Raw genomic sequence first — 19,892 nt, 5'->3', positions numbered from 1 at the left:
CCATGCCATTCGGGTCCGTCCCTCTCTACCTAGGAGGCCTTCTCGACAGCGCGGATGCGTGCCTCAGCACGACGGATGCGCTTCTCGGCGTCGTTGCTGGTGCCGAGCAGGCGACGGGCTTCCTCGAGCTCGACCTCAGCCTTGCTGAGGTCGATCTCATGGGACAGCAGCACATGCTCGGACAGGATCGAGACGCGGTCGCCTGCCACCGAGAGGAAGCCACCGTCGACGGTCGCGATGACCTCGGTGCCCTCCTCAGGAGTGATCTCCACAACCGCGTCGGTGAGAGCCGACAGCACCGGCGCGTGACCGCGCAGGACGCCGACATCACCGTCGACCGTTCGGGCGATGACCATGGTGGCCCCGCCGCTCCAGACCACGCGGTCCGCAGCGACGAGCTCCACCTGAAGTGCGTCCGTCATCAGAGGCTCTTCTGGATCTCGGCCCACTTCGCCTCGACGTCGTCGAGGCCACCGCACATGAAGAACGCCTGCTCGGCGACGTGGTCGTACTCACCCTCGGCGATCTTGTTGAACGCCTCGATGGTGTCCTTGACCGGAACCGTCGAACCCTCGATGCCGGTGAACTGCTTGGCGACGTAGGTGTTCTGCGACAGGAACCGCTGGATCCGGCGAGCGCGGGAGACGATGATCTTGTCTTCCTCGGAGAGCTCGTCGACACCCAGGATCGCGATGATGTCCTGCAGCTCCTTGTTGCGCTGGAGGATCTGCTTGACACGGACGGCGCAGTCGTAGTGGTCCTGACCGATGTACTGCGGGTCCAGGATTCGCGACGTCGAGGTCAGCGGGTCCACGGCCGGGTAGATACCGAGCGACGCGATCTCACGGGAGAGCTCGGTCGTGGCGTCCAGGTGCGCGAACGTGGTCGCCGGCGCCGGGTCGGTGTAGTCGTCGGCCGGCACGTAGATCGCCTGCATCGAGGTGATCGAGTGACCACGCGTCGAGGTGATCCGCTCCTGGAGCTGACCCATCTCGTCGGCGAGGTTGGGCTGGTAGCCCACGGCCGAAGGCATCCGGCCCAGCAGGGTCGAGACCTCGGAGCCCGCCTGGGTGAAGCGGAAGATGTTGTCGATGAACAGCAGCACGTCCTGGCCCTGGACGTCACGGAAGTACTCCGCCATCGTCAGCGCCGAGAGGGCCACGCGAAGACGCGTGCCCGGCGGCTCGTCCATCTGGCCGAAGGTCAGGGCGACCTTGTCGTAGACGCCGGCCTCCTGCATCTCGTGGATGAGGTCGTTGCCCTCACGGGTGCGCTCGCCGACACCGGCGAACACGGAGACACCGCCGTGGTTCTTGGCGACTCGGGCGATCATCTCCTGGATGAGGACGGTCTTGCCGACGCCCGCACCACCGAAGAGGCCGATCTTTCCACCGGTCACGTACGGGGTGAGGAGGTCGATGACCTTGATGCCCGTCTCGAACATCTGGGTCTTGGACTCGAGCTGGTCGAAGGCCGGAGCCTTGCGGTGGATGCCCCAGCGCTCCTTGACCTCGACCGTGGACGGGTCGACGTCGAGGATGTCACCGGTGGCGTTGAACACGTGGCCGAGGGTCACGTCACCCACGGGAACCGTGATCGGGCCGCCGGTGTCGCGCACCGCGGAGCCGCGTACGACGCCGTCGGTCGGCTTCAGCGAGATCGCGCGGACCATGCCGTCACCGATGTGCTGGGCAACCTCGAGAGGCAGGGTCGTCGTCTCACCGCTGATGGTGACCTCGACCTCGAGCTTGTTGTAGATATCCGGCATGGCGTCGACGGGGAACTCCACGTCGACGACCGGGCCGATCACGCGGGCGATACGGCCCGTCGTGGTCTTCTCGTCAACCTGTGCGGTCATTTTCTAGTCAGTCCTTCTGTGGGTTCTCAGTCGTTCGCAGCCTGGGCGTCGGCGAGCGCGTTCACGCCACCGACGATCTCGCTGATCTCCTGGGTGATGCCTGCCTGGCGAGCCTGGTTGGCGACCCGGGTGAACTTCTTGATGAGCTCATCGGCGTTGTCGGTAGCCGACTTCATCGCCTTCTGACGCTGGGCCAGCTCGGAGGCGGCGGCCTGCAGCAGCGCGAACCAGATCCGGCTCACGACGTACTGCGGGAGCAGCGAGTCGAGCACGGCCTCGGCCGACGGCTCGAACTCGTAGAGCGGCAGGACATCGCCCTCGGCCGGAGCCTCGGTGCCCTCCACGACCTCCAGAGGCAGGAGACGTACGGCGGTGGGCTTCTGCGTCATCATGGTGATGAACCGCGTGTAGACCACGTGGACCTCGTCGACGCCGGGAGCCACTGCGGCCTCAGCCTCAGCGCCCTCGACGAAGACCTCGATCAGCTTCTCACCGATCTCCTTGGCCGCGTCGAACTCCGGGCGGTCCGAGAAACCGGTCCAGGCCTGCACCACGGGACGGCCGCGGAACTTGTAGAAGGCCTCCGCCTTGCGTCCGGTGACGTAGAGGTCGACCTCCTTGCCCTCGGCCTTGAGCTTCTCGACCAGCCCCTCGGCCTCCTTGAGCACGCTCGAGGAGTAGGAGCCGGCCAGACCACGGTCGCTGGTGACCACCAGCACGGCGGCGCGGGTGGGCGTCTCCGGCTCGGTGGTCAGCGGGTGGTCCTGGTTGGAGTAGGTCGCCACCGCCGAGACGGCGCGGGTGAGCTCACGGGCGTACGGCGCGGCCGCATTGGCCCGCTGCTGCGCCTTGATGATCCGGGACGCAGCGATGAGCTCCATGGCACGCGTGATCTTCTTCATCGACTCCGTCGACTTGATCCGCGCGCGGAGTTCACGCACTGACACGGCCATGGGTCAGCCCCGCTTCTGCTTGACGATCTGCTCCTGCTCGACGTCCTCGTCAGCCAGGGCCTCTTCCTTGGCGGAACCCGGCTTGATCGAGTGGCCCTCCGAGGTCTCGAACTGGTCGAGGAACGAGTCGTAAGCCTTCTTCAGCTCGGACTCGGTGGAGTCCTCGAACTTCAGCGACTCACGGATGCCGGCGAGGATGCCGTCGTGGGCGCGACGCAGGTAGTCGATGAACTCGCGCTCGAACTTGAGCACGTCCGCGACCGGGACGATGTCCAGGCTGCCGGAGGTGCCGAGCCACAGCGAGACGGTCATCTCGTCGATCGGGTAGGGCGAGTAGGCAGGCTGCTTGAGCAGCGCCATCAGCCGCTGGCCGCGGGCCAGCTGCTGCTTCGAGGCCGCATCCAGGTCGGAGGCGAACATCGCGAAGGCCTCCATCGCGCGGTACTGCGCGAGCTCGACCTTGAGCGAGCCGGTGACGGCCTTGAGGGCCTTGGTCATCGCGGCGCTACCGACGCGGGAGACCGAGACACCGACATCGATCGCCGGGCGCTGGTTGGCCGCGAACAGGTCGGACTGCAGGAAGATCTGACCGTCGGTGATGGAGATGACGTTGGTCGGGATGAACGCCGAGACGTCGTTGGCCTTGGTCTCGATGATCGGCAGACCGGTCATCGAGCCCTTGCCCATCTCGTCGGAGAGCTTCGCGCAGCGCTCCAGCAGCCGGGAGTGCAGGTAGAAGACGTCACCCGGGTAGGCCTCACGGCCCGGCGGGCGGCGCAGCAGCAGCGACACGGCGCGGTAGGCCTCGGCCTGCTTGGTCAGGTCGTCGAAGACGATCAGGACGTGCTTGCCCTCGTACATCCAGTGCTGGCCGATGGCCGAGCCGGTGTAGGGGGCGAGGTACTTGAAGCCGGCGGAGTCGGAGGCCGGGGCCGCGACGATCGTCGTGTACTCCAGCGCGCCGGACTCCTCGAGGGCGCCACGCACGGAGGCGATGGTCGAGCCCTTCTGGCCGATGGCTACGTAGATGCAGCGGACCTGCTTGTCGGGGTCACCCGACTCCCAGTTCTGCTTCTGATTGATGATCGTGTCGATCGCGACCGTGGTCTTACCGGTCGAGCGGTCACCGATGATCAGCTGACGCTGGCCACGGCCGATCGGGGTCATCGCGTCGATCGCCTTGATGCCGGTGGCGAGCGGCTCGTGCACCGACTTGCGGGCCATCACGCCGGGAGCCTGGAGCTCCAGTGCACGACGGCCGACCGTCTCGATGTCGCCGAGGCCGTCGATCGCGTTGCCGAGCGGGTCCACGACGCGACCGAGGTAGCCGTCGCCGACGGGGACCGAGAGAACCTCGCCCGTACGTCGGACCGCCTGGCCCTCCTCGATCTTGTCGAAGTCACCCAGGACGACGACACCGATCTCGCGGGTGTCCAGGTTCAGGGCGAGACCAAGGGTGCCGTCCTCGAACTCGAGGAGCTCGTTGGTCATGGCCGAGGGCAGACCCGACACGCGGGCGATGCCGTCCGCGGTCGAAGCGACGGTGCCGACCTCCTCGGTCTTCGCCGCCTCCGGCTTGTAGTCCGCGACGTACTTTGCCAGTGCGTCCCGGATCTCGTCGGGACGGATGGAGAGCTCCGTCATCTGTGCCTTCTCTCTCAGTTCTTACAAGTCAGTCTGTGTCACACAGGGGTCGTACGGCCAGTTGAGGTCGGCCGCGGTGCCGGATCAGCCGGCCAGGGCTCGCTGCGCCCCTTCGAGGCGACTCGAGACGGTGCCGTCGATGACGTCGTCACCGATCGATACCTTGATGCCACCGACGACAGCCGGGTCGACGACCACGTTGAGGTGGACCTCGCGGCCGTACTTCCTCGCCAGTGCTGTCGCCAGACGGGTGGTCTCGGCCTCCGAGAGCGGAGCCGCAACGCGGACGACGGCGGTGCCCTCGCCTGCGACGGATGCCGCGACCTTCTGGTATTCACCGAGAGCGGCCGATGCGGTGCGGTAGGTGCCCGCCAGCGCCTGCTTCGTCAGGGTCACGGTCGCCGGAAGCGCCTTGCCCCCGAGCAGCGTGTCGACCAGCGCGGCTTTGTCCTCGGTCGTACGGGCCGGGTCGGAGAGCGCGTCGCGCAGCTCCGGCGTCTCCTGCACGGACCGCTGGACCGCGAAGAGCTCGTCAGCGAGGCGGTTGGCCTCGCTGCCGGCGCTGCGGACCGCCGCGATCTCGCTCAGTCGCTCGACCGCGTTGCTCAGGTCGCCGGCGCGCGTCCAGCGGTGCTTGACCGCCGACTCGAGCACGCCGAGGGCCGTCGCGTCGACCTTCCCGCCGAACAGCTCACCGACGAGGCCGGTCTTGGCCTCCTTCGGCACCGACGCGTCGGTGACGTAGCGGCGCAGAGCTGCTTCGGCGCGGAAGGTCTGGGAGACCTCGAAGAGGGTGTCGGCCGCCTTGGCCGCCGCCTCGGGAGAGGCGGAGACAGCGGTCTTCAGCTCCTCGGTCAGGGCGGCAACTGCGTCGGCCGACGCTCCACGGAAGTCCATCAGTGAACCCCTGCCTCGAGGTCGGCGAGGAACCGCTCGACCACACGACTGGAGCGCGCGTCGTCCTCGAGGGACTCGCCGACGATGCGACCGGCGAGACCGGTGGCCAGCGAACCGACCTCGGTGCGCAGCGACGTGGAAGCCGCCTGACGCTCGGCTTCGATCTGCGCCTTGCCGGCGGTGATGATGCGGTCAGCCTCGGCCTGCGCCTCGAGGCGCATCTCGGCCTTGATCGCAGCGCCCTCCTCGCGAGCCTGCTCGCGGATGCGGGCAGCCTCGTGACGAGCGTCGGCCAGCTGGGCCTCCAGCTGGGCGAGCTTGGTGTCAGCCTCGGCCTGCTTCGCGTTGGCATTCTCGATGCCGCCCTCGATCGCCGCGGTTCGATCGGCGTACGCCTTCTCGAAGTTCGGAACGATGAACTTCGCAACTCCCACGAAGAGGATGGCGATGACGATGAAACCGAGAATGATCTCCGGGACGTGCGGGACCAACGGGTTGATCTCGGTCTCCGCAGCGGTTACCTGGGTAAGGATCATGTCGGAACCTTCAGTAGTTCCCTACGTCAGAGCACGAAGGCGAGGGCGAGGGAGATGATGAAGAACTGCTCACAAAGCGCGAAGCCGAGAATCGCGATGGCCTGCAGGCGGCTCTGGGCCTCCGGCTGGCGAGCGACACCGGCGACGTACGCGGCGAAGATCAGACCGACACCGACGCCCGGGCCGATCGCGGAGAGGCCGAGGCCGATCATGTCTGCGGAGCCGTCCATTGTGGACTTCCTTTCGGTTGTGACGCGCCTTGCGTCAGTTGTTGTACATCGTTGGGTTTGGCTAGTGGAGCGAGCCGTGGATCAGTGCTCGTCCGCGACTGCACCGGCGATGTACATCGCCGAGAGCAGGGTGAAGACGTAGGCCTGCAGGAACATGATCAGCATGTCCAGGAAGGACACCAAGATGCCGAGCAGGAAGGAGAAGAGACCGGCCGTGACGCCCTGCCACGCCGGAGAGTAGTGCAGGATCAGCCAGGCGCCACCGATCGAGAACAGCGCCACGAGCAGGTGGCCGGCGAACATGGTCGCGAAGAGACGGATGGCCAGCGTGAACGGGCGCACGATGATGTTGGAGAGGAACTCCAGCGGAACCATCATGAGCAGGATCGGGCCGCTGACACCGCCGGGCACCGTCTGGAGCTTGAGGTAGCCGACGAAACCATGCTTCGCGATGCCGACGATGTTGTAGATCAGCCAGGTGATGGCCGCCAGGGCCGCCGTGTAACCGATGTGCGACATCGTGGGGAACTGGATGAACGGGATGATCCCGTAGAAGTTGTTGATGAGGATGAAGACGAAGACCGTGAAGAGATACGGCACGAACCTCATGTAGTCCTTCGACCCGATGATGTCTCGAGCGATGGAGTTGCGAACCATCCCGTAGACGTACTCACCGGCGAACTGCAGCCGGCTCGGAACCACGGCTGACTTGCGAGAGGCGGCGTAGAAGAAGCCGAAGGCGATCACGACGGACAGCAGGACCAGGAGGGTCACCTTGGTCAGGGCCCAGTCGCCGGACCCGACGATCGGCGGGGGGAAGAAGTCCGCGGGCCCCGGGATATGGGGCCCCGACTCCGACGCCATAACGGTGGCGGCAAGCGACTTCACGCTGTCTCCTGTTTGTTCGAACTTACGATTCTGGGTGGCGAGCCCCAAAGGCTCGGGCATCATCCCGGCGGCGGCCCCCGACGGCCCGGACGATATCAGGCACTACTGGCGGGTCACGAGTCTGCCCCGGGCAGGTCGAAGAGCGGGATCCGCTCGCGTCGCACCAGGACCGTAAACGTGGTCGTCCATGCAACTGTGAGCGCCATGACCGAGAAGGCTGCCGGACGTACGACAGCATCTCCCCCGGTCTGCGACACAACCAGCAGCACGACGAAGAGAATCATGCCCGACACCGTGAAAACGCCAACGGCGGCGGGCAACGAGAGAGCGGGCGACTTGGCCGCGACCCAGAACAGGCCCCACGAGCCCGTCGCCAACACAACGAGCGTGGCGATCGAGCCGATCGCGGCACCTGTCAGACCGCTGGCCCCGGCAACAACGAAGCCTACCGTGAGGGCGGCGAGCACAGCGACGGCGGACACCGCGGCAGAACCTCGCAGTACCTTGCTCTTGCTCGTTGCGGTCGTCATCTTTGGCGGCCGTTCTCTCTGGGGGCATTTCACGTGTTCAGGAGCGCATCCCGAACGCTCGTGAAAGTTATCACAAGCGTGTTTGGAGTCCCTAATTGATCGATCCATGCCCTCGACGCGGTGTTCAGGGGCGCGGTCACCGCTTCAATGAACGCCGAGTGCGCGCGGACACATCAGGGCCCCGCATGACCCCTCCTCGCCATCAGGCTGGCGTCCAGAAGTACGTCGAGACCGGTCCGGGGTGGGACGCGCCTGAGCCACCGCAGCGGTACGGCAGCTTCTCGTTGGGTGGCCGGCACCTGCTCCTGGCCGAGGACCTCGAAACCTCGATGGTCTACGGCCGTGTTCGGTCTGGCGTTCCTTCCCTGCAGCGTCAGGAGCTTGGCGCTCGCGCGGAACTCCTCCGCTACTCAGTCATCTTGACTGTCATAGAGGCGACCAAGCACGGCTGGCCCGTCGACCCCACGGCGACGAGCGTCAAGGACAACTGATTCATAACAACGCGTGAGCGCCTCGATAAAGTCGGGGTCCTCCAACAGTCTGCCCTCGGACGCCGCCCCGTCGTCATATCGACTCACAAGTCGCCGCACCCGAGCATTTGCGGACGATGCCGACACAGCATCAACCATCTGGCGGAACGATCCGATATTCATCGCGACCCTCCATTGACGTCTGGAGCATCCCAACTAGGAATCGGAGGGAAATTCACATCTTCGTTGAATCTACACAACTGCGCGAACAGCGCATTCACACCAAATGCCAAAGTCAGAGCGACATCGAAGGCAGCCTTGAACATCTTGACTCTTTGAAGCAACTTCCTGAATGGCTCATCAAGGCCATCCTCAATCGCACTGGAGAAGAGTTCACTAAAGCTCTGGGGACCAGGAAGTTCCTGAATCAGTTGCTCCAACAGGTCGTTCATCGTATCCACGGACGATCTCACCGCATGCATCTCGGCAATGATGCGCTGCGTGAGCGCGCCCAAGCCGTTGGAGTGATCTCTGAGAACCCTCGCGACCGCGTTGAAATGGTCACACGCAGAAGCCGCAGCACGTCCTTGCCACTTCCCCTCGAGGCCAGCCCACACACCAGTCAGATCCCCCGCGAACGACCGCATACATTTTCGGCACTGATCAATGGCCGCCACCGAAACACCCACCTGGTCCCACTCGGCCCCAAGCTTGACCTCAACCTTTGCAATCTCGTTCGGAATCCCGACGGTCTCTAGAATGTCACCGACCCACTTGCAGTCGATTATGTAATTGATCGTCTTGCTGATCTTCATGAAATCGTCGTACTGATCGAGTGCCACTGACTCGATATCGTTTCCGATCTCTGCGTAAGACGACTCATCGATACCTGGACTGTCGAAACTGAAGTAGCTGGGCACGCCGCCAAGATCTGGCAGCAAGGAGTCAAGCCGCGCTGCCGAATCAGCGTCGACAGTTTCATACTCTTTCGCGATCGACCGCATGGCTTGCGCAGCACCCTCCATCATGTCCCCGTAGGGACCGGTCGGGCCGTATGCATCCAACAGGGCGGTCTGCACTCGTTCGAATTCGCGAGATGCATCGACAAGAACATCGCTATTCGAAGTAACAGAAACCTCAGACGCGGCGATATTGGTAATGTACTTACCCATCCCGCCAAGCTGTTCAATAGCCGCCGCCGCACCGCGAATCGCAGCCGGCCGAGCAATGAATTCCTCCACCCGAGACCCCAGTCCATCCGAAGTACCGGTCAATTGACCGATCGTGACTAGTTTGCCCCGAAGCAAACAAACGAGGCAAGGGCAATCCGGCGACGGCCCTGCTAGATCCGCTGATCTCCTACCTGTTTCTCCAGCGGGGTGAGGTCCTCGGGGGCCTCGAGGAGCTTGTCGGTGCGCTCGCCGCGGATCTTGGGGAGGACGAAGGTGAGCAGCACGATGAGGGCGGTGGCGACAATGACGCCGCCGATGACGACCGGGCCGCGGTAGAGGGTCACGAAGACCGATCCGAAGGACATCAGGCCGGCCCAGAGCCACATGATCAGCACGGCACGACGCTGGGAGTGACCGATCTCCAGGAGCCGGTGGTGGAGGTGCTTCTTGTCCGCGGCGAAGGGGGACCGGCCGGCGCGGGTGCGGCGTACGACTGCCAGCACGAGGTCGACCAGCGGCACCACCAGGATCGTCAGTGGGAGCAGCAACGGCAGGAAGGTCACCAGGAGCGCGGTGGAGGCGTCGAACGCGTTCACGTTCAGTCCGCCGGCGCTGTAGGAGCCCGAGAGGGTGACCGCGCTGGCGGCGAGGATCAGACCGATCAGCATCGAGCCGCTGTCACCCATGAAGAGCCGGGCCGGATGCCAGTTGTGGATGAGGAAGCCGGCGCAGGCTCCGGCGAGCGCGACGGTCAGGAGAGCCGCAGTCGAGGCGCGGCCGATGTCGTTGATACGGGTGAACTGGTAGCAGAACAGGAACAGCGCCAGCGCGCCGATACCGACGACACCCGCGGCCAGACCGTCGAGACCGTCGATGAAGTTGACCGCGTTGACCACGGTGATCACGACGAGCCCGGTGAGCAGAGCACCCTGGGCGGGATCGATCGAGAACTGGGTGCCGTCGGGGAACGTGATCAGGCTGTACTGGAGGTTGAAGCCGACCAGGATCGCGGTCGCCAGCACCTGACCACCGAGCTTGGTCAGGGCATCGAGCTCGAAGATGTCGTCGACGACGCCGACCACGCAGATCAGCGCGCCGGCGAGGATCACCACGCCGGTGTCCTCGAGCACGAAGTCCGGCGCATCGGCCAGGAACGGCAGCTCGCGGGCGACCAGGTAGGCCGCGACCAAGCCGCCCAGCATCGCGACGCCGCCCATGTAGGGGATCGGCACGGCGTGTACGTCTCGGTCGCGGACCTTGGCGACGGCCCCCGTGCGCATCGCGAACTCGCGGGCGACGACGGTGAGCAGGTAGGTCACCACGGCGGCGACCAGGAAGAGGAGGACGTAGGCGCGCATCAGGCTTCTGTGTCGGCGTCCGTGGCGGGCGTTGCGGGGGTGTCGGTCTCGGTCTCGGCAGCGGGATCCGGATCGCCCGGACGACGGATGGCGACGTCGTGCTCGGCGAGGATCTCGTTGATCCGATCGATGCTGATCGCGCCCTCGCGGAGGATCTTCGGCTCGTCACCGGTGGCGGAGACGATCGTGGACGCCTCACCGACAGGCGACTCGCCGCCGTCGAGGATGGCCTTGACCATCTTGCCCAGCATCTCCTCGGCCTGGTCGGCGTTGGTGGCTGCCGGCTTCGTGGTGCGGTTGGCCGAGCTGGTCGCGAGCGGGCCGACCCGGTCGATGATCTGCCGCAGGATGTCGGAGTCGGGGATGCGTACGGCCACGGTCTGGCGGGCCTCGCCCAGGTCCCACTGCAGCGACGGCTGCTGGTGGAGCACGATCGTCAGCGCACCGGGCCACAGCTCCTCGACGAGGGTGCGCGCCCAGTCGGGGATCCTCGTCGCGAGGGCGTCGAGGGTGGCTACGTTGGAGATCAGCACGGGCGGCGGCATCGCGCGGCCTCGGCCCTTGGCGGCGAGCAGGCCAGCCACCGCGCCCTTGTCGAACGCGTCGGCGGCGATGCCGTAGACCGTGTCGGTCGGCACGATCACGAGCTCGCCGGCCTGAAGGGCGGTCACCGCAGCATCAATCGCCTCGGTCTGCTCATCCTCGGTCGCGATCGGGTAGCGCTCAGTCACAGTGCTCATGTTGCCAGTTGCGCGGTCGTGAAGCGCGGACGCCCTGCCAGATCGCGATGATCGCGCACGTCGTGCCATCTTCCCGTGCTGCTGAAGACGGCTGGGGCGCCGCCGTCGGCGCCGTCCGGACCCTGCTCGTCGGCATGCTCGAAGCCGACCACTCCCCCGGGCTTGAGCAGCTCGGCAGCCCGTCGTTCCAACACGCGGATCGCGTCGAGCCCGTCCTGCCCGGAGAAGAGGGCGAGGTCGGGGTCGTGGTCGCGCGCCTCCGTGGCGACGGACTCCCAGGCCTCGAGAGGGATGTACGGCGGGTTGCAGACGAGCACGTCGACGGTGCCGTCCAGCTCGGGGAACGCATCGGCCATGTCGCCCTGTCGCAGGTCCACGCCGGTGCCGGCCAGGTTGCGTACGGCCCAGGGGTAGGCATCCTCGGAGAGCTCGACCGCGTGCACCTCGGCGCCCGGGACCTCGTCGGCGATGCTCTTCGCGATCGCTCCCGACCCGGTGCAGAGGTCGACGACGACAGGCCGGTCGATGTCGGCGGCCAGGTCGATCGCCCAGCCGGCGAGCAGCTCCGTCTCCGGCCGAGGCACGAAGACACCGGGCCCGACAGCGAGGTCGACGTGCCGGAAGTACGCCACCCCGGTCAGGTGCTGCACCGGCTCGCGTTCCGCACGGCGGGCGAGCAGGCTCGCATAGGCCTTCTCCTGATGCTCGGCGACGTCGTCGACGAGGAAGAGTCGGTTGCGGTCGGTGTCGAGCACGTGGGCCAGCAGGATGGCCGCATCGGCGTCCGGGCTGTCGACTCCGGCCTCTTCGAGCTGCTTTCGGGCACTCGCCAGAAGGGTGCGCGGGGCGGTCATGGGCAACTGCTCCTGAAATGTGTTAGTCATGCACTACCCGGCTGAGGGTAACGTTCGGGCGCTTCAACAGTTCTTCGGGTCATGACGGGGGACGCGGGAATGGCCGCACCCTCGTCGGGCACTGTGCTGCCCCCATCGCACCCGAGATCCCCCCTGGAAGGAAACACCACCCCATGAAGTGGCCATTGCTGCTTGCACTCATCCTCGTCCTCGCCTCCGTGATCTGGTTCTTCTTCGGTCGACCGATCCGCAAGGACGCCAAGACCGCAGACCCGGCCGAGAAGGCCGCAGATGCTCCCGCTGCTGAGGCTCCGGCCGCCGAGGTCGCTGACAGCGAGACCGCCGACAAGACCGCCGAGTCCGCCGCGGACAGCGAGGTGGACACCGCTGCGGTCGTCGCGGAGGCCGAGAGCGTCGTCGCGGCCGCTGCCGCCGACACCGAGGAGCCCGTGGCCGAGGAGTCCCCGGCTGCTCCCGTCGACACCGAGCCGGAGGTCGTCCCGGTCGCCGAGAAGCCCGCCGCGACCGAGGGTGCCCCCTACGCCGGCGCGGTGCTGCCCGCTGCGGACGGAACCAGCTCGGATGCCGCGTACGACATCAAGGGCAGCAGCGGGAAGAAGTACCACACGACCGCGAGCCCTTACTACAGCCGTACGAAGGCGGCCGTCTACTTCGACTCCGAGGAGTCGGCCGAGGCCGCCGGCTTCATCGCGGGCTTCAAGAAGAAGGTCGACGCCTGATCGGGCATCGGCCCTGAGGTCGAAGGTCGCAGCCGCGCGATGGCTGCGACCTTCGGCTTTCCCACAGGGAGTCAGGACTCCAGGCTGGCCAGACGGGCAGCGAGATCGGCGTCCACCGCGCTGGCGATCACCGGCTCCAGGTCGCCGTCCAGGACCTGGTCCAGGTTGTAGGACTTGTAGCCGGTGCGGTGGTCCGAGATGCGGTTCTCGGGGTAGTTGTAGGTGCGGATGCGCTCGGAGCGGTCGACGGTGCGCACCTGCGAACGGCGGACGTCGGAGGCTTCCGCGTCGGCGGCGTCCTGGGCGGCCTGGAGCAGGCGCGAGCGCAGCACGCGCATCGCCTGCTCCTTGTTCTGCAGCTGCGACTTCTCGTTCTGCATCGAGACGACGATGCCGGTGGGGACGTGGGTGATCCGGACCGCGGAGTCGGTGGTGTTGACCGACTGGCCGCCTGGGCCCGAGGAGCGATAGACGTCGATGCGGAGGTCGTTGTCGTTGATCTCGACATCGATGGGCTCCGCCTCGGGAACCACGAGGACACCGGCGGCCGAGGTGTGCACCCGGCCCTGCGACTCGGTGACCGGGACCCGCTGGACGCGGTGCACGCCACCCTCGAACTTGAGCAGCGCGTAAGGGGCGCGGCCGGGCTCAGGGTTGCCCTTCGCCTTCACCGCGACGGTGACCGACTTGTAGCCACCGAGGTCGGACTCGTTGGCATCGAGGAACTCGAGCTTCCAGCCCTGGTGCTCGGCATAGCGGGAGTACATCCGCAGCAGGTCGCCGGCGAACAGCGCCGACTCCTCGCCGCCCTCCCCCGACTTGACCTCGAGGATGGCGTCCTTGTCGTCGGTCGGGTCGCGGGGCACGAGCAGCCGACGCAGCCGCTCCTCGGCGACCTCCCGCTGGGGCACCAGCGCCTCGGCCTCCTCGGCGAACGAGGGGTCCTCCCCCGCCAGCTCCCGGGCTGCCTCGAGATCGTCACCGAGCTGCTGCCAGGAGTGGTAGGCGTCGATGATCGAGCTCAGCTCGGCGTACCTCTGGTTGAGCTTCTTCGCCAGGCGCGCGTCGGCGTGGGTCTCGGGCTCGGCGAGCCGCTTCTCCAGCCCTACGTGCTCTTCGATGAGCCCTTCGACCGCATCAAACTGCATTGTCTTGCGCCTCCGCTTCGCTCCGGCGGGACGTCTCCGCCCGGGAGTGGGTGTTCAAACCGTGTGGTCGCTGAAATACGCCAACGCCGGCCCCCGCGAATGCAGGGGCCGGCGCTGGGAAGCAGCTACTTGCTGCGCTTGCCGAAGCGAGCCTCGAAGCGAGCCACGCGACCGCCGGTGTCGAGGATCTTCTGCTTGCCGGTGTAGAACGGGTGGCAGTTGGAGCACACGTCGGCGCGGATGGCGCCCCCGTTCACGGTGCTGCGGGTGGTGAACGAGTTGCCACAGGTGCAGGTGACCTGGGTGTCGACGTAGGTCGGGTGGATCTCGGGCTTCATGAGGTTCCTCTCAAGACATTGGGCCCCGGGTCGCCGCCGCAGGTTGCGGGACGTGAACCGGCACCGAGGATTCAGTGTATGTGAACGTCTGGGGCCGCCAATAATTCCCGACGGCCCCAGACGCACCTCGTGTTAGCTCTTGGCGACGCCGTTGAGCAGCACCATGTTGGTGGCCGAACCGGCGACCTTGTCGACCAGGACCGACGCGGCCTTCGCACCCTCGAGCGTGGCCAGGGAGGCGCGCAGCTTGCGCACCGCGTCGCCCTCGCCGCCGGTGAAGAGCAGGTCGTCGCGCCGGGTGCCGGAGGCGTTGACGTCGACGGCAGGGAAGATCCCGGCCTCCGCGTACGCCTCGCTCAGCCGCAGCTCGGAGTTGGCGGTGTCCTTGAACGCGTCGAAGATGATCTCGTCGGTCTTGGAGCCGGTCTCGACCGCAGCGGTGGCGAGGATGGTCAGCGAGCCGCCGTCCTCCACGTTGCGAGCCGCACCGAAGAACCGCTTCGTCGGGTAGAGCGCCGCCGAGTCGACGCCGCCACCGAGGATCCGGCCCGAGGCCGGGACGGAGAGGTTGTAGGCCTTGCCGAGCCGGGTCAGCCCGTCGAGCAGGACGACGACGTCGTGGCCGAGCTCGACCAGACGCTTGGCCCGCTCGATGGCCAGCTCGGCCACCACTGTGTGGTCGGCCGGCTGCCGGTCGAAGGTGGAGGCGATGACCTCGCCCTTGACGCTGCGCTCGAAGTCGGTGACCTCTTCGGGGCGCTCGTCGACGAGGACGACCATCAGGTGGCACTCGGGGTTGTTGGCGGTGATCGCGCCGGCGATCGCCTGCAGGACGGTGGTCTTGCCGGCCTTCGACGGAGCGGAGATCAGACCGCGCTGGCCCTTGCCGATCGGGGAGACCAGATCGATGATCCGGCCGGTCACCGGGTCGGTGCCGCCCTCGAGGCGCAGCCGCTCGTCGGGGTGGACCGGAGCGAGCTTGTCGAACTCGACCCGGTGCTTGGCGACCTCGGGGTCGGCACCGTTGACCGAGTCGATGCGCACCATCGGGTTGTACTTCTCCTTGCGCTCACCCTCGCGAGGCTGGCGCACCTGACCGACGATCGCGTCGCCACGGCGCAGGCCGAGGCGCTTGACCAGCGACAGGGAGAGATAGACGTCGTCGGGTCCGGGGAGGTATCCGGAGGTCCGGACGAAGGCGTAGTTGTCGAGTACGTCCAGGATGCCTGCGGCGGGCACCAGCACGTCGTCCTCGAGGACGGTCGTGTCCGGCTCGCCACGGCCCGGGCGGTTGCGGTCGCGGTCACGACCACGGCGCCGGCGGTTGCGGCGGCTGCCGCCTTCGCCGTCGTCATCGCCGGAGTCGTCGGTCTGCTCGGCCGGCTTCTCCTTCTGGGCTTCCTCGTTCTTCCGCTCGGGTGCAGGCTGGCCGGACTTGGCCGGGCCCTTGCCCTGGCCACCGCCGGCCGGCTGGCCGCCCTGGTTGCCCTGGTTGCCCTGGTTGCCCTGGCCACCCTGGTTGCCCTGGCCGCCGCTCTTGTTCTGGCTCTGGTTGCGCTGGCGGCGTGGGCGCTGGCCGCCCTCGTTGCCGGCATCGGCAGCCTCGGCGGGCTTCTCCGCGGGCTTCTCGGCCTTCTCGGCCGGTTTCTCGGCAGGCTTCTCAGCGGTCTTCGCCGCCGGCTTCTCAGCGGCAGGCTTCTCGACGGCAGGCTTCTCGACGGGCTTCTGGGCCTTCTCGGCCGCGGGTTTCTCGACGGCAGCCTTCTCGGCCTTCTGCGCCGGCGCCGACTGCGCACGGTTGCCCTGGGCAGCCTTGATCGCGTCGATCAGCTGGGCCTTCTTCATCGAGTTCGCCCCGGCGATGCCCATCCCGTTGGCCATCGCCTTGAGGTCGGCGAGGAGCATTCCGCCAAGGCCGCCACGCTTCTTCGGGGCGTTCGGCTCCGGAGCGGTGGATTCCATGGTCTCAGTCACGTGAGTCCTTTCCCACGTATCGCCGATCGGCGTACGACACCGACGGCTCGTTTGTCAGAACCCCTGACGGGCCGACGCGCGCCAAACGAAGTGGCACGGCACGAAAGGGGGATCACATCCTGAATGCCTGAACGGCCAGATGTAGATCCAGGCTAACACGCACAGCACCCATGACAGCAGGGGCCCGGACGGCAGTTCAGAGGATGCGTACGCCGTCCATGTCGACGCTCAGTGCATGGCTGGCCCAGCCTGCCGGACAGCGGGCAGTGAGCTTGGTCGTCTCCGCCGACTCCACGCCGCTGCTGAAGGCCAGGACCGTGGGCCCGGCACCGGAGACGATGGCCGCGACGCCGTCGGCGCGCAGCTCGTCGACCAGGGCGAGCGACTCGGGCATGGCGGGTCGGCGGTATTCCTGGTGGAGGAAGTCTCGGGTGGCGCGGTGCAGGTGCTCCGGCGCGTCACTCAGGGCCGCGACCAGGAGGGCCGTACGACCTGCGTCGGCCGCTGCGTCCGAGTGCGGGACCGTCTCGGGCAGCAGCCCGCGGGCGGTCTTGGTCTCGACACCGGTCGCGGGGACGAAGACGACGACGCTGACCCTCGGGTCGACGGCGGTGCGTACCGCAAAACTGTGCCCTTTTGAACCTGTCGGCTGGGCCTCGTCCTCACCCGCGATCGTGAAACCGCCGTAGAAGGCAGGCGCGACGTTGTCAGGGTGGCCCTCGATCTCGGCGGCCGTCTGGAAGAGCGTCTCGTCGTCGAGGATCAGCTCTCCCCCGGCAACCAGGGCCCGCGCCAGCACCAGGCCGCCGACGATCGCGGCCGAGGACGAGCCCATCCCGCGGGCGTGCGGGATCTGGTTGCGGCAGTGCAGCCTCAGCCCGGCCGGCTGCTTGCCGATGATCTCGAAGGCGGCTCGCATGGAGCGTACGACGAGGTGGGACTCGTCGAGCGGGACCGTGCCCTCGCCCGCACCCTCGACGGTGACCTCCAGGCTGCCGGCGGCCGCGTCTGTCGAGAGCACCTCGCCGGTGAGCTCGTCACGCAGGTCGAGCGCCAGCCCCAGCGAGTCGTAACCGGGGCCGAGGTTGGCGGAGGTGGCCGGGACGGTGACGGTCACCGGGCCTTCTACGAAGGTCATCGTTGCTACTACGCGAGCCCGGCTGCGGCCGCCGCGGCCTCGAGGTCGGCGTCGATGACGATCTCGGTCAGCTCACCGAAGAACTCCAACGCGGTGGCGGTGTCCTTGAGGCCGTGACCTGTGACGGTGATGACGGTGGTGGCTCCGGCGTAGGTCTCCCCCGCCTGGAGGTCGGCGAGCAGGCCCGCGACACCCGCCGCCGAGGCGGGCTCGACGAAGACGCCGTCGTTGCGGGCGAGCTGGGACTGGGCGGAGAGGATCTGCTCGTCGGTGAGCGCGCGGAACCGGCCACCGGACTTGGCGGCCGCGGCCTCGGCGAGCTGCCATGAGGCCGGGTTGCCGATACGGATCGCGGTCGCCTTGGTCTCGGGATGCTCGACCGGGTGGCCGAGCACGAGCGGCGCCGCGCCCTCTGCCTGGAAGGCGCGCATCACCGGGGTCTTGGTGGCGTGGCCCGCCGCTGCGTACTGCTCGTAGCCGAGCCAGTAGGCGGACAGGTTGCCGGCGTTGCCGATCGGCATCAGGTGGTAGTCGGGAGCGTCGCCGAGGCGGTCGACCACCTCGAAGGCAGCCGTCTTCTGGCCCTCGAGCCGGATCGGGTTGACGGAGTTGACCAGCGCGACCGGGTAGCTGTCGGCGAGCGCGCGGGAGAGCTTGAGGCAGTCGTCGAAGTTGCCGCGTACCTTGACCACCTCGGCACCGTGGACCAGCGCCTGGGCCATCTTGGCGGCGCTGATCTTGCCGTTGGGGACGAGCACGACCGGGGTGATCCCGGCCTTGGCGGCATAGGCGGCCATCGAGGCGCTGGTGTTGCCGGTCGATGCGCACACGACAGCCTTCGCGCCCTCGTGGACGGCGACGGAGATGGCCGCGGTCATGCCGCGATCCTTGAACGAGCCGGTCGGGTTCTGACCCTCGACCTTCAGCCACACCTCACCCTTGGTGGCGCTGGAGAGCCACTCGGAGTGGACCAGCGGGGTGCCGCCCTCGCCCAGCGTGACCGCGGGGGTGTCCTGGGGGATGTCGAGGAGGGTGCGATACTCCTCGATCACGCCGCGCCATTGGCTGGTTGTCATCAGACTGCTCCTTCTACGCGCATCACCGAGGCGACGTCGCGGACGTACTCCATCTCGCGCAGGTGCTGCACGGTCGCCGCGAGCGCGGCGTCGGGGGCTTCGTGGGAGACGACGACGAGCTGGGCGTCCTCGCCGCGTCCTTCTTGGCGGACGGCCTTGATCGAGACGCCGTGCTCGGAGAAGGCGGTCGCAACGGCAGCGAGCACGCCGGCCTTGTCGGCCACGTCGAGGCTGACGTGGTAGCGGGTGACGGTCTCCCCCATCGGGCGCACCGCGCGGGCGGCGTAGGAGGACTCGCCGAAGCTGCGGGTGCCGAGGACCTTGTTGCGCGCGATCGTGACCAGGTCACCGAGGACGGCGCTCGCGGTGGGCTCCCCGCCCGCGCCCTGGCCGTAGAACATCAGGTCACCGGCCGAGGCGGACTCGACGAAGACGGCGTTGTAGGCGCCGCGTACGGTCGCCAGTGCGTGGCTCCGCGGGATCATCACCGGGTGGACCCGGACCGAGACGTCGTCGTCGTCGAGCTCGGCGATCGCGAGCAGCTTGACGACGCTCCCCATGGCCTTGGCGGAGGCGACGTCACCGGCGGTGACCTCGGTGATGCCTTCGCGGTAGACGTCGCTGGCGGTCACTCGGGTGTGGAACGCGAGCGAGGCCAGGATCGCGGCCTTGGCGGCGGCGTCGAACCCCTCGACGTCGGCGGTCGGGTCGGCCTCGGCATAGCCCAGCTCCTGGGCTTCGACGAGAGCCTCCTCGAAGCCGGCGCCGTAGGTGTCCATCTTGTCGAGGATGTAGTTGGTGGTGCCGTTGACGATGCCCATCACCTTGGTGACGTGGTCGCCGACGAGCGAGTCGCGCAGGGGGCGCAGGATCGGGATCGCGCCGGCGACCGCGGCCTCGTAGTAGAGGTCGGTGCCGGCCTTCTCGGCGGCCTCGTAGAGGGTCGGGCCGTCCTCGGCGAGGAGCGCCTTGTTGGCCGTGACGACGCTGGCGCCGCTCTCCAGTGCCTTGAGGATGAGGCCGCGCGCCGGCTCGATGCCGCCGATCACCTCGATCACGAGGTCGACGTCGTCGCGGGCGACCAGGCCCTGCGCGTCGGTGGTGAGCAGCTCCGCGGACACCTCGACGTCGCGAGGTGCGTCGAGGCGGCGTACGGCCACGCCTCTGATCTCCAACGGGGCACCCACTCTGGCGGCGAGATCCGCATCGCCCTCGAGCAGGAGCCGGACCACCTGGGACCCCACCACACCGCAGCCGAGGACGGCGACGCCCAGGGGTTCGACGGCGTGCGCGGTCGTCTTGTTGCTGCTCACGCGCCAAGGGTATCCGGGACCGGCTCCCGGGTCCG

Annotated in this window: 21 protein-coding genes; 2 read left to right on the top strand and 19 right to left on the bottom strand. The window is 67.3% G+C overall.

Features of this window, described 5'->3' with window-relative positions:
* Nucleotides 1-29: 29 nt before the first annotated feature.
* The 9 genes from ABZZ22_RS18575 to ABZZ22_RS18535 all read right to left on the bottom strand — a co-directional run bounded on the left by ABZZ22_RS18575 (nt 30) and on the right by ABZZ22_RS18535 (nt 7,536).
* Nucleotides 30-422: a F0F1 ATP synthase subunit epsilon gene (locus ABZZ22_RS18575; protein WP_354933991.1), complete on the bottom strand. Its 393-nt coding sequence runs from the start codon at nt 420-422 to the stop codon at nt 30-32.
* Nucleotides 422-1,858 (bottom strand): F0F1 ATP synthase subunit beta, encoded by a 1,437-nt coding sequence (gene atpD / locus ABZZ22_RS18570; RefSeq protein WP_354933989.1) that lies wholly within the window; start codon nt 1,856-1,858, stop codon nt 422-424. The genes ABZZ22_RS18575 and atpD overlap by 1 nt, the downstream gene beginning before the upstream one ends.
* Before the next feature lie 26 nt (nt 1,859-1,884).
* Complete coding sequence (locus ABZZ22_RS18565; protein ID WP_292650677.1) at nt 1,885-2,811, bottom strand: F0F1 ATP synthase subunit gamma; 927 nt, start codon at nt 2,809-2,811, stop codon at nt 1,885-1,887.
* Nucleotides 2,812-2,814: 3 nt separating this feature from the next.
* Nucleotides 2,815-4,455 (bottom strand): F0F1 ATP synthase subunit alpha, encoded by a 1,641-nt coding sequence (atpA, locus tag ABZZ22_RS18560; protein ID WP_292650675.1) that lies wholly within the window; start codon nt 4,453-4,455, stop codon nt 2,815-2,817.
* Between the two features lie 84 nt (nt 4,456-4,539).
* Nucleotides 4,540-5,352, bottom strand: a complete 813-nt coding sequence (locus tag ABZZ22_RS18555; protein ID WP_354933986.1) for a F0F1 ATP synthase subunit delta — start codon at nt 5,350-5,352, stop codon at nt 4,540-4,542.
* Nucleotides 5,352-5,888: a F0F1 ATP synthase subunit B gene (locus ABZZ22_RS18550; RefSeq protein ID WP_354933984.1), complete on the bottom strand. Its 537-nt coding sequence runs from the start codon at nt 5,886-5,888 to the stop codon at nt 5,352-5,354. Before ABZZ22_RS18550 ends, ABZZ22_RS18555 begins: the two co-directional genes overlap by 1 nt.
* A gap of 26 nt (nt 5,889-5,914) precedes the next feature.
* A complete protein-coding gene (locus ABZZ22_RS18545; RefSeq protein WP_008362139.1) occupies nt 5,915-6,118 on the bottom strand; it encodes an ATP synthase F0 subunit C in 204 nt (67 codons plus the stop codon).
* Between the two features lie 81 nt (nt 6,119-6,199).
* Entirely contained in the window at nt 6,200-7,006 is an 807-nt protein-coding gene (gene atpB / locus ABZZ22_RS18540; RefSeq protein ID WP_354933981.1) for a F0F1 ATP synthase subunit A, read from the bottom strand.
* 113 nt (nt 7,007-7,119) lie between these two features.
* Entirely contained in the window at nt 7,120-7,536 is a 417-nt protein-coding gene (locus tag ABZZ22_RS18535; RefSeq protein WP_354933979.1) for a hypothetical protein, read from the bottom strand.
* Between the two features lie 185 nt (nt 7,537-7,721).
* On the opposite strand from ABZZ22_RS18535, the gene ABZZ22_RS18530 reads away from it, so the two are divergent.
* Nucleotides 7,722-8,027, top strand: coding sequence for a hypothetical protein (locus tag ABZZ22_RS18530; RefSeq protein ID WP_354933977.1), 306 nt, complete (start codon nt 7,722-7,724; stop codon nt 8,025-8,027).
* A gap of 158 nt (nt 8,028-8,185) precedes the next feature.
* Here the strand turns inward: ABZZ22_RS18530 and ABZZ22_RS18525 are convergent, their stop codons facing one another.
* The 4 genes from ABZZ22_RS18525 to prmC all read right to left on the bottom strand — a co-directional run bounded on the left by ABZZ22_RS18525 (nt 8,186) and on the right by prmC (nt 12,130).
* The gene (locus ABZZ22_RS18525) at nt 8,186-9,247 is read right to left on the bottom strand and encodes a hypothetical protein (RefSeq protein WP_354933975.1); all 1,062 of its coding nucleotides are present in this window, start codon (nt 9,245-9,247) and stop codon (nt 8,186-8,188) included.
* A gap of 101 nt (nt 9,248-9,348) precedes the next feature.
* A complete protein-coding gene (locus ABZZ22_RS18520; protein WP_354933973.1) occupies nt 9,349-10,536 on the bottom strand; it encodes an MraY family glycosyltransferase in 1,188 nt (395 codons plus the stop codon).
* Entirely contained in the window at nt 10,536-11,276 is a 741-nt protein-coding gene (locus tag ABZZ22_RS18515; RefSeq protein WP_354933971.1) for an L-threonylcarbamoyladenylate synthase, read from the bottom strand. Before ABZZ22_RS18515 ends, ABZZ22_RS18520 begins: the two co-directional genes overlap by 1 nt.
* Nucleotides 11,273-12,130, bottom strand: coding sequence for a peptide chain release factor N(5)-glutamine methyltransferase (prmC, locus tag ABZZ22_RS18510; protein ID WP_354933969.1), 858 nt, complete (start codon nt 12,128-12,130; stop codon nt 11,273-11,275). The genes ABZZ22_RS18515 and prmC overlap by 4 nt, the downstream gene beginning before the upstream one ends.
* Before the next feature lie 173 nt (nt 12,131-12,303).
* On the opposite strand from prmC, the gene ABZZ22_RS18505 reads away from it, so the two are divergent.
* Nucleotides 12,304-12,870, top strand: coding sequence for a hypothetical protein (locus tag ABZZ22_RS18505; RefSeq protein WP_354933967.1), 567 nt, complete (start codon nt 12,304-12,306; stop codon nt 12,868-12,870).
* A 71-nt stretch (nt 12,871-12,941) separates the two neighbouring features.
* Here the strand turns inward: ABZZ22_RS18505 and prfA are convergent, their stop codons facing one another.
* From prfA to ABZZ22_RS18475, 6 genes are all read right to left on the bottom strand, one after another.
* On the bottom strand, nt 12,942-14,018 hold the full coding sequence (prfA, locus tag ABZZ22_RS18500) for a peptide chain release factor 1 (protein WP_354933965.1): 1,077 nt from the start codon (nt 14,016-14,018) through the stop codon (nt 12,942-12,944).
* Nucleotides 14,019-14,143: 125 nt separating this feature from the next.
* Nucleotides 14,144-14,356: a 50S ribosomal protein L31 gene (gene rpmE, locus ABZZ22_RS18495; protein ID WP_179659348.1), complete on the bottom strand. Its 213-nt coding sequence runs from the start codon at nt 14,354-14,356 to the stop codon at nt 14,144-14,146.
* A 132-nt stretch (nt 14,357-14,488) separates the two neighbouring features.
* The gene (rho, locus tag ABZZ22_RS18490) at nt 14,489-16,330 is read right to left on the bottom strand and encodes a transcription termination factor Rho (RefSeq protein WP_354933962.1); all 1,842 of its coding nucleotides are present in this window, start codon (nt 16,328-16,330) and stop codon (nt 14,489-14,491) included.
* A 196-nt stretch (nt 16,331-16,526) separates the two neighbouring features.
* On the bottom strand, nt 16,527-17,468 hold the full coding sequence (thrB, locus tag ABZZ22_RS18485) for a homoserine kinase (protein ID WP_354933960.1): 942 nt from the start codon (nt 17,466-17,468) through the stop codon (nt 16,527-16,529).
* An 8-nt stretch (nt 17,469-17,476) separates the two neighbouring features.
* Nucleotides 17,477-18,544, bottom strand: a complete 1,068-nt coding sequence (thrC, locus tag ABZZ22_RS18480) for a threonine synthase (RefSeq protein ID WP_354933958.1) — start codon at nt 18,542-18,544, stop codon at nt 17,477-17,479.
* The gene (locus tag ABZZ22_RS18475) at nt 18,544-19,857 is read right to left on the bottom strand and encodes a homoserine dehydrogenase (protein WP_354933956.1); all 1,314 of its coding nucleotides are present in this window, start codon (nt 19,855-19,857) and stop codon (nt 18,544-18,546) included. The genes thrC and ABZZ22_RS18475 overlap by 1 nt, the downstream gene beginning before the upstream one ends.
* Nucleotides 19,858-19,892 lie beyond the last annotated feature (35 nt).

Origin of the sequence: Nocardioides sp. NPDC006273 (assembly GCF_040613495.1) — a bacterium.
Classification (GTDB): Bacteria; Actinomycetota; Actinomycetes; order Propionibacteriales; family Nocardioidaceae; genus Nocardioides.
The sequence above is the reverse complement of the archived record's forward strand: the minus strand, read 5'-3'. Positions and strand labels throughout refer to the sequence as shown.

Coding starts and splice junctions, on each gene's coding strand:
- thrB (WP_354933960.1), bottom strand. CDS start 17,468: ATGACCTTCGTAGAAGGCCCGGTGACCGTCACCGTCCCGGCCACCTCC.
- atpA (WP_292650675.1), bottom strand. CDS start 4,455: ATGACGGAGCTCTCCATCCGTCCCGACGAGATCCGGGACGCACTGGCA.
- ABZZ22_RS18555 (WP_354933986.1), bottom strand. CDS start 5,352: ATGGACTTCCGTGGAGCGTCGGCCGACGCAGTTGCCGCCCTGACCGAG.
- atpD (WP_354933989.1), bottom strand. CDS start 1,858: ATGACCGCACAGGTTGACGAGAAGACCACGACGGGCCGTATCGCCCGC.
- thrC (WP_354933958.1), bottom strand. CDS start 18,544: ATGACAACCAGCCAATGGCGCGGCGTGATCGAGGAGTATCGCACCCTC.
- ABZZ22_RS18550 (WP_354933984.1), bottom strand. CDS start 5,888: ATGATCCTTACCCAGGTAACCGCTGCGGAGACCGAGATCAACCCGTTG.
- ABZZ22_RS18575 (WP_354933991.1), bottom strand. CDS start 422: ATGACGGACGCACTTCAGGTGGAGCTCGTCGCTGCGGACCGCGTGGTC.
- ABZZ22_RS18545 (WP_008362139.1), bottom strand. CDS start 6,118: ATGGACGGCTCCGCAGACATGATCGGCCTCGGCCTCTCCGCGATCGGC.
- rpmE (WP_179659348.1), bottom strand. CDS start 14,356: ATGAAGCCCGAGATCCACCCGACCTACGTCGACACCCAGGTCACCTGC.
- ABZZ22_RS18520 (WP_354933973.1), bottom strand. CDS start 10,536: ATGCGCGCCTACGTCCTCCTCTTCCTGGTCGCCGCCGTGGTGACCTAC.
- ABZZ22_RS18565 (WP_292650677.1), bottom strand. CDS start 2,811: ATGGCCGTGTCAGTGCGTGAACTCCGCGCGCGGATCAAGTCGACGGAG.
- ABZZ22_RS18505 (WP_354933967.1), top strand. CDS start 12,304: ATGAAGTGGCCATTGCTGCTTGCACTCATCCTCGTCCTCGCCTCCGTG.
- prmC (WP_354933969.1), bottom strand. CDS start 12,130: ATGACCGCCCCGCGCACCCTTCTGGCGAGTGCCCGAAAGCAGCTCGAA.
- ABZZ22_RS18530 (WP_354933977.1), top strand. CDS start 7,722: ATGACCCCTCCTCGCCATCAGGCTGGCGTCCAGAAGTACGTCGAGACC.
- ABZZ22_RS18535 (WP_354933979.1), bottom strand. CDS start 7,536: ATGACGACCGCAACGAGCAAGAGCAAGGTACTGCGAGGTTCTGCCGCG.
- ABZZ22_RS18515 (WP_354933971.1), bottom strand. CDS start 11,276: ATGAGCACTGTGACTGAGCGCTACCCGATCGCGACCGAGGATGAGCAG.
- prfA (WP_354933965.1), bottom strand. CDS start 14,018: ATGCAGTTTGATGCGGTCGAAGGGCTCATCGAAGAGCACGTAGGGCTG.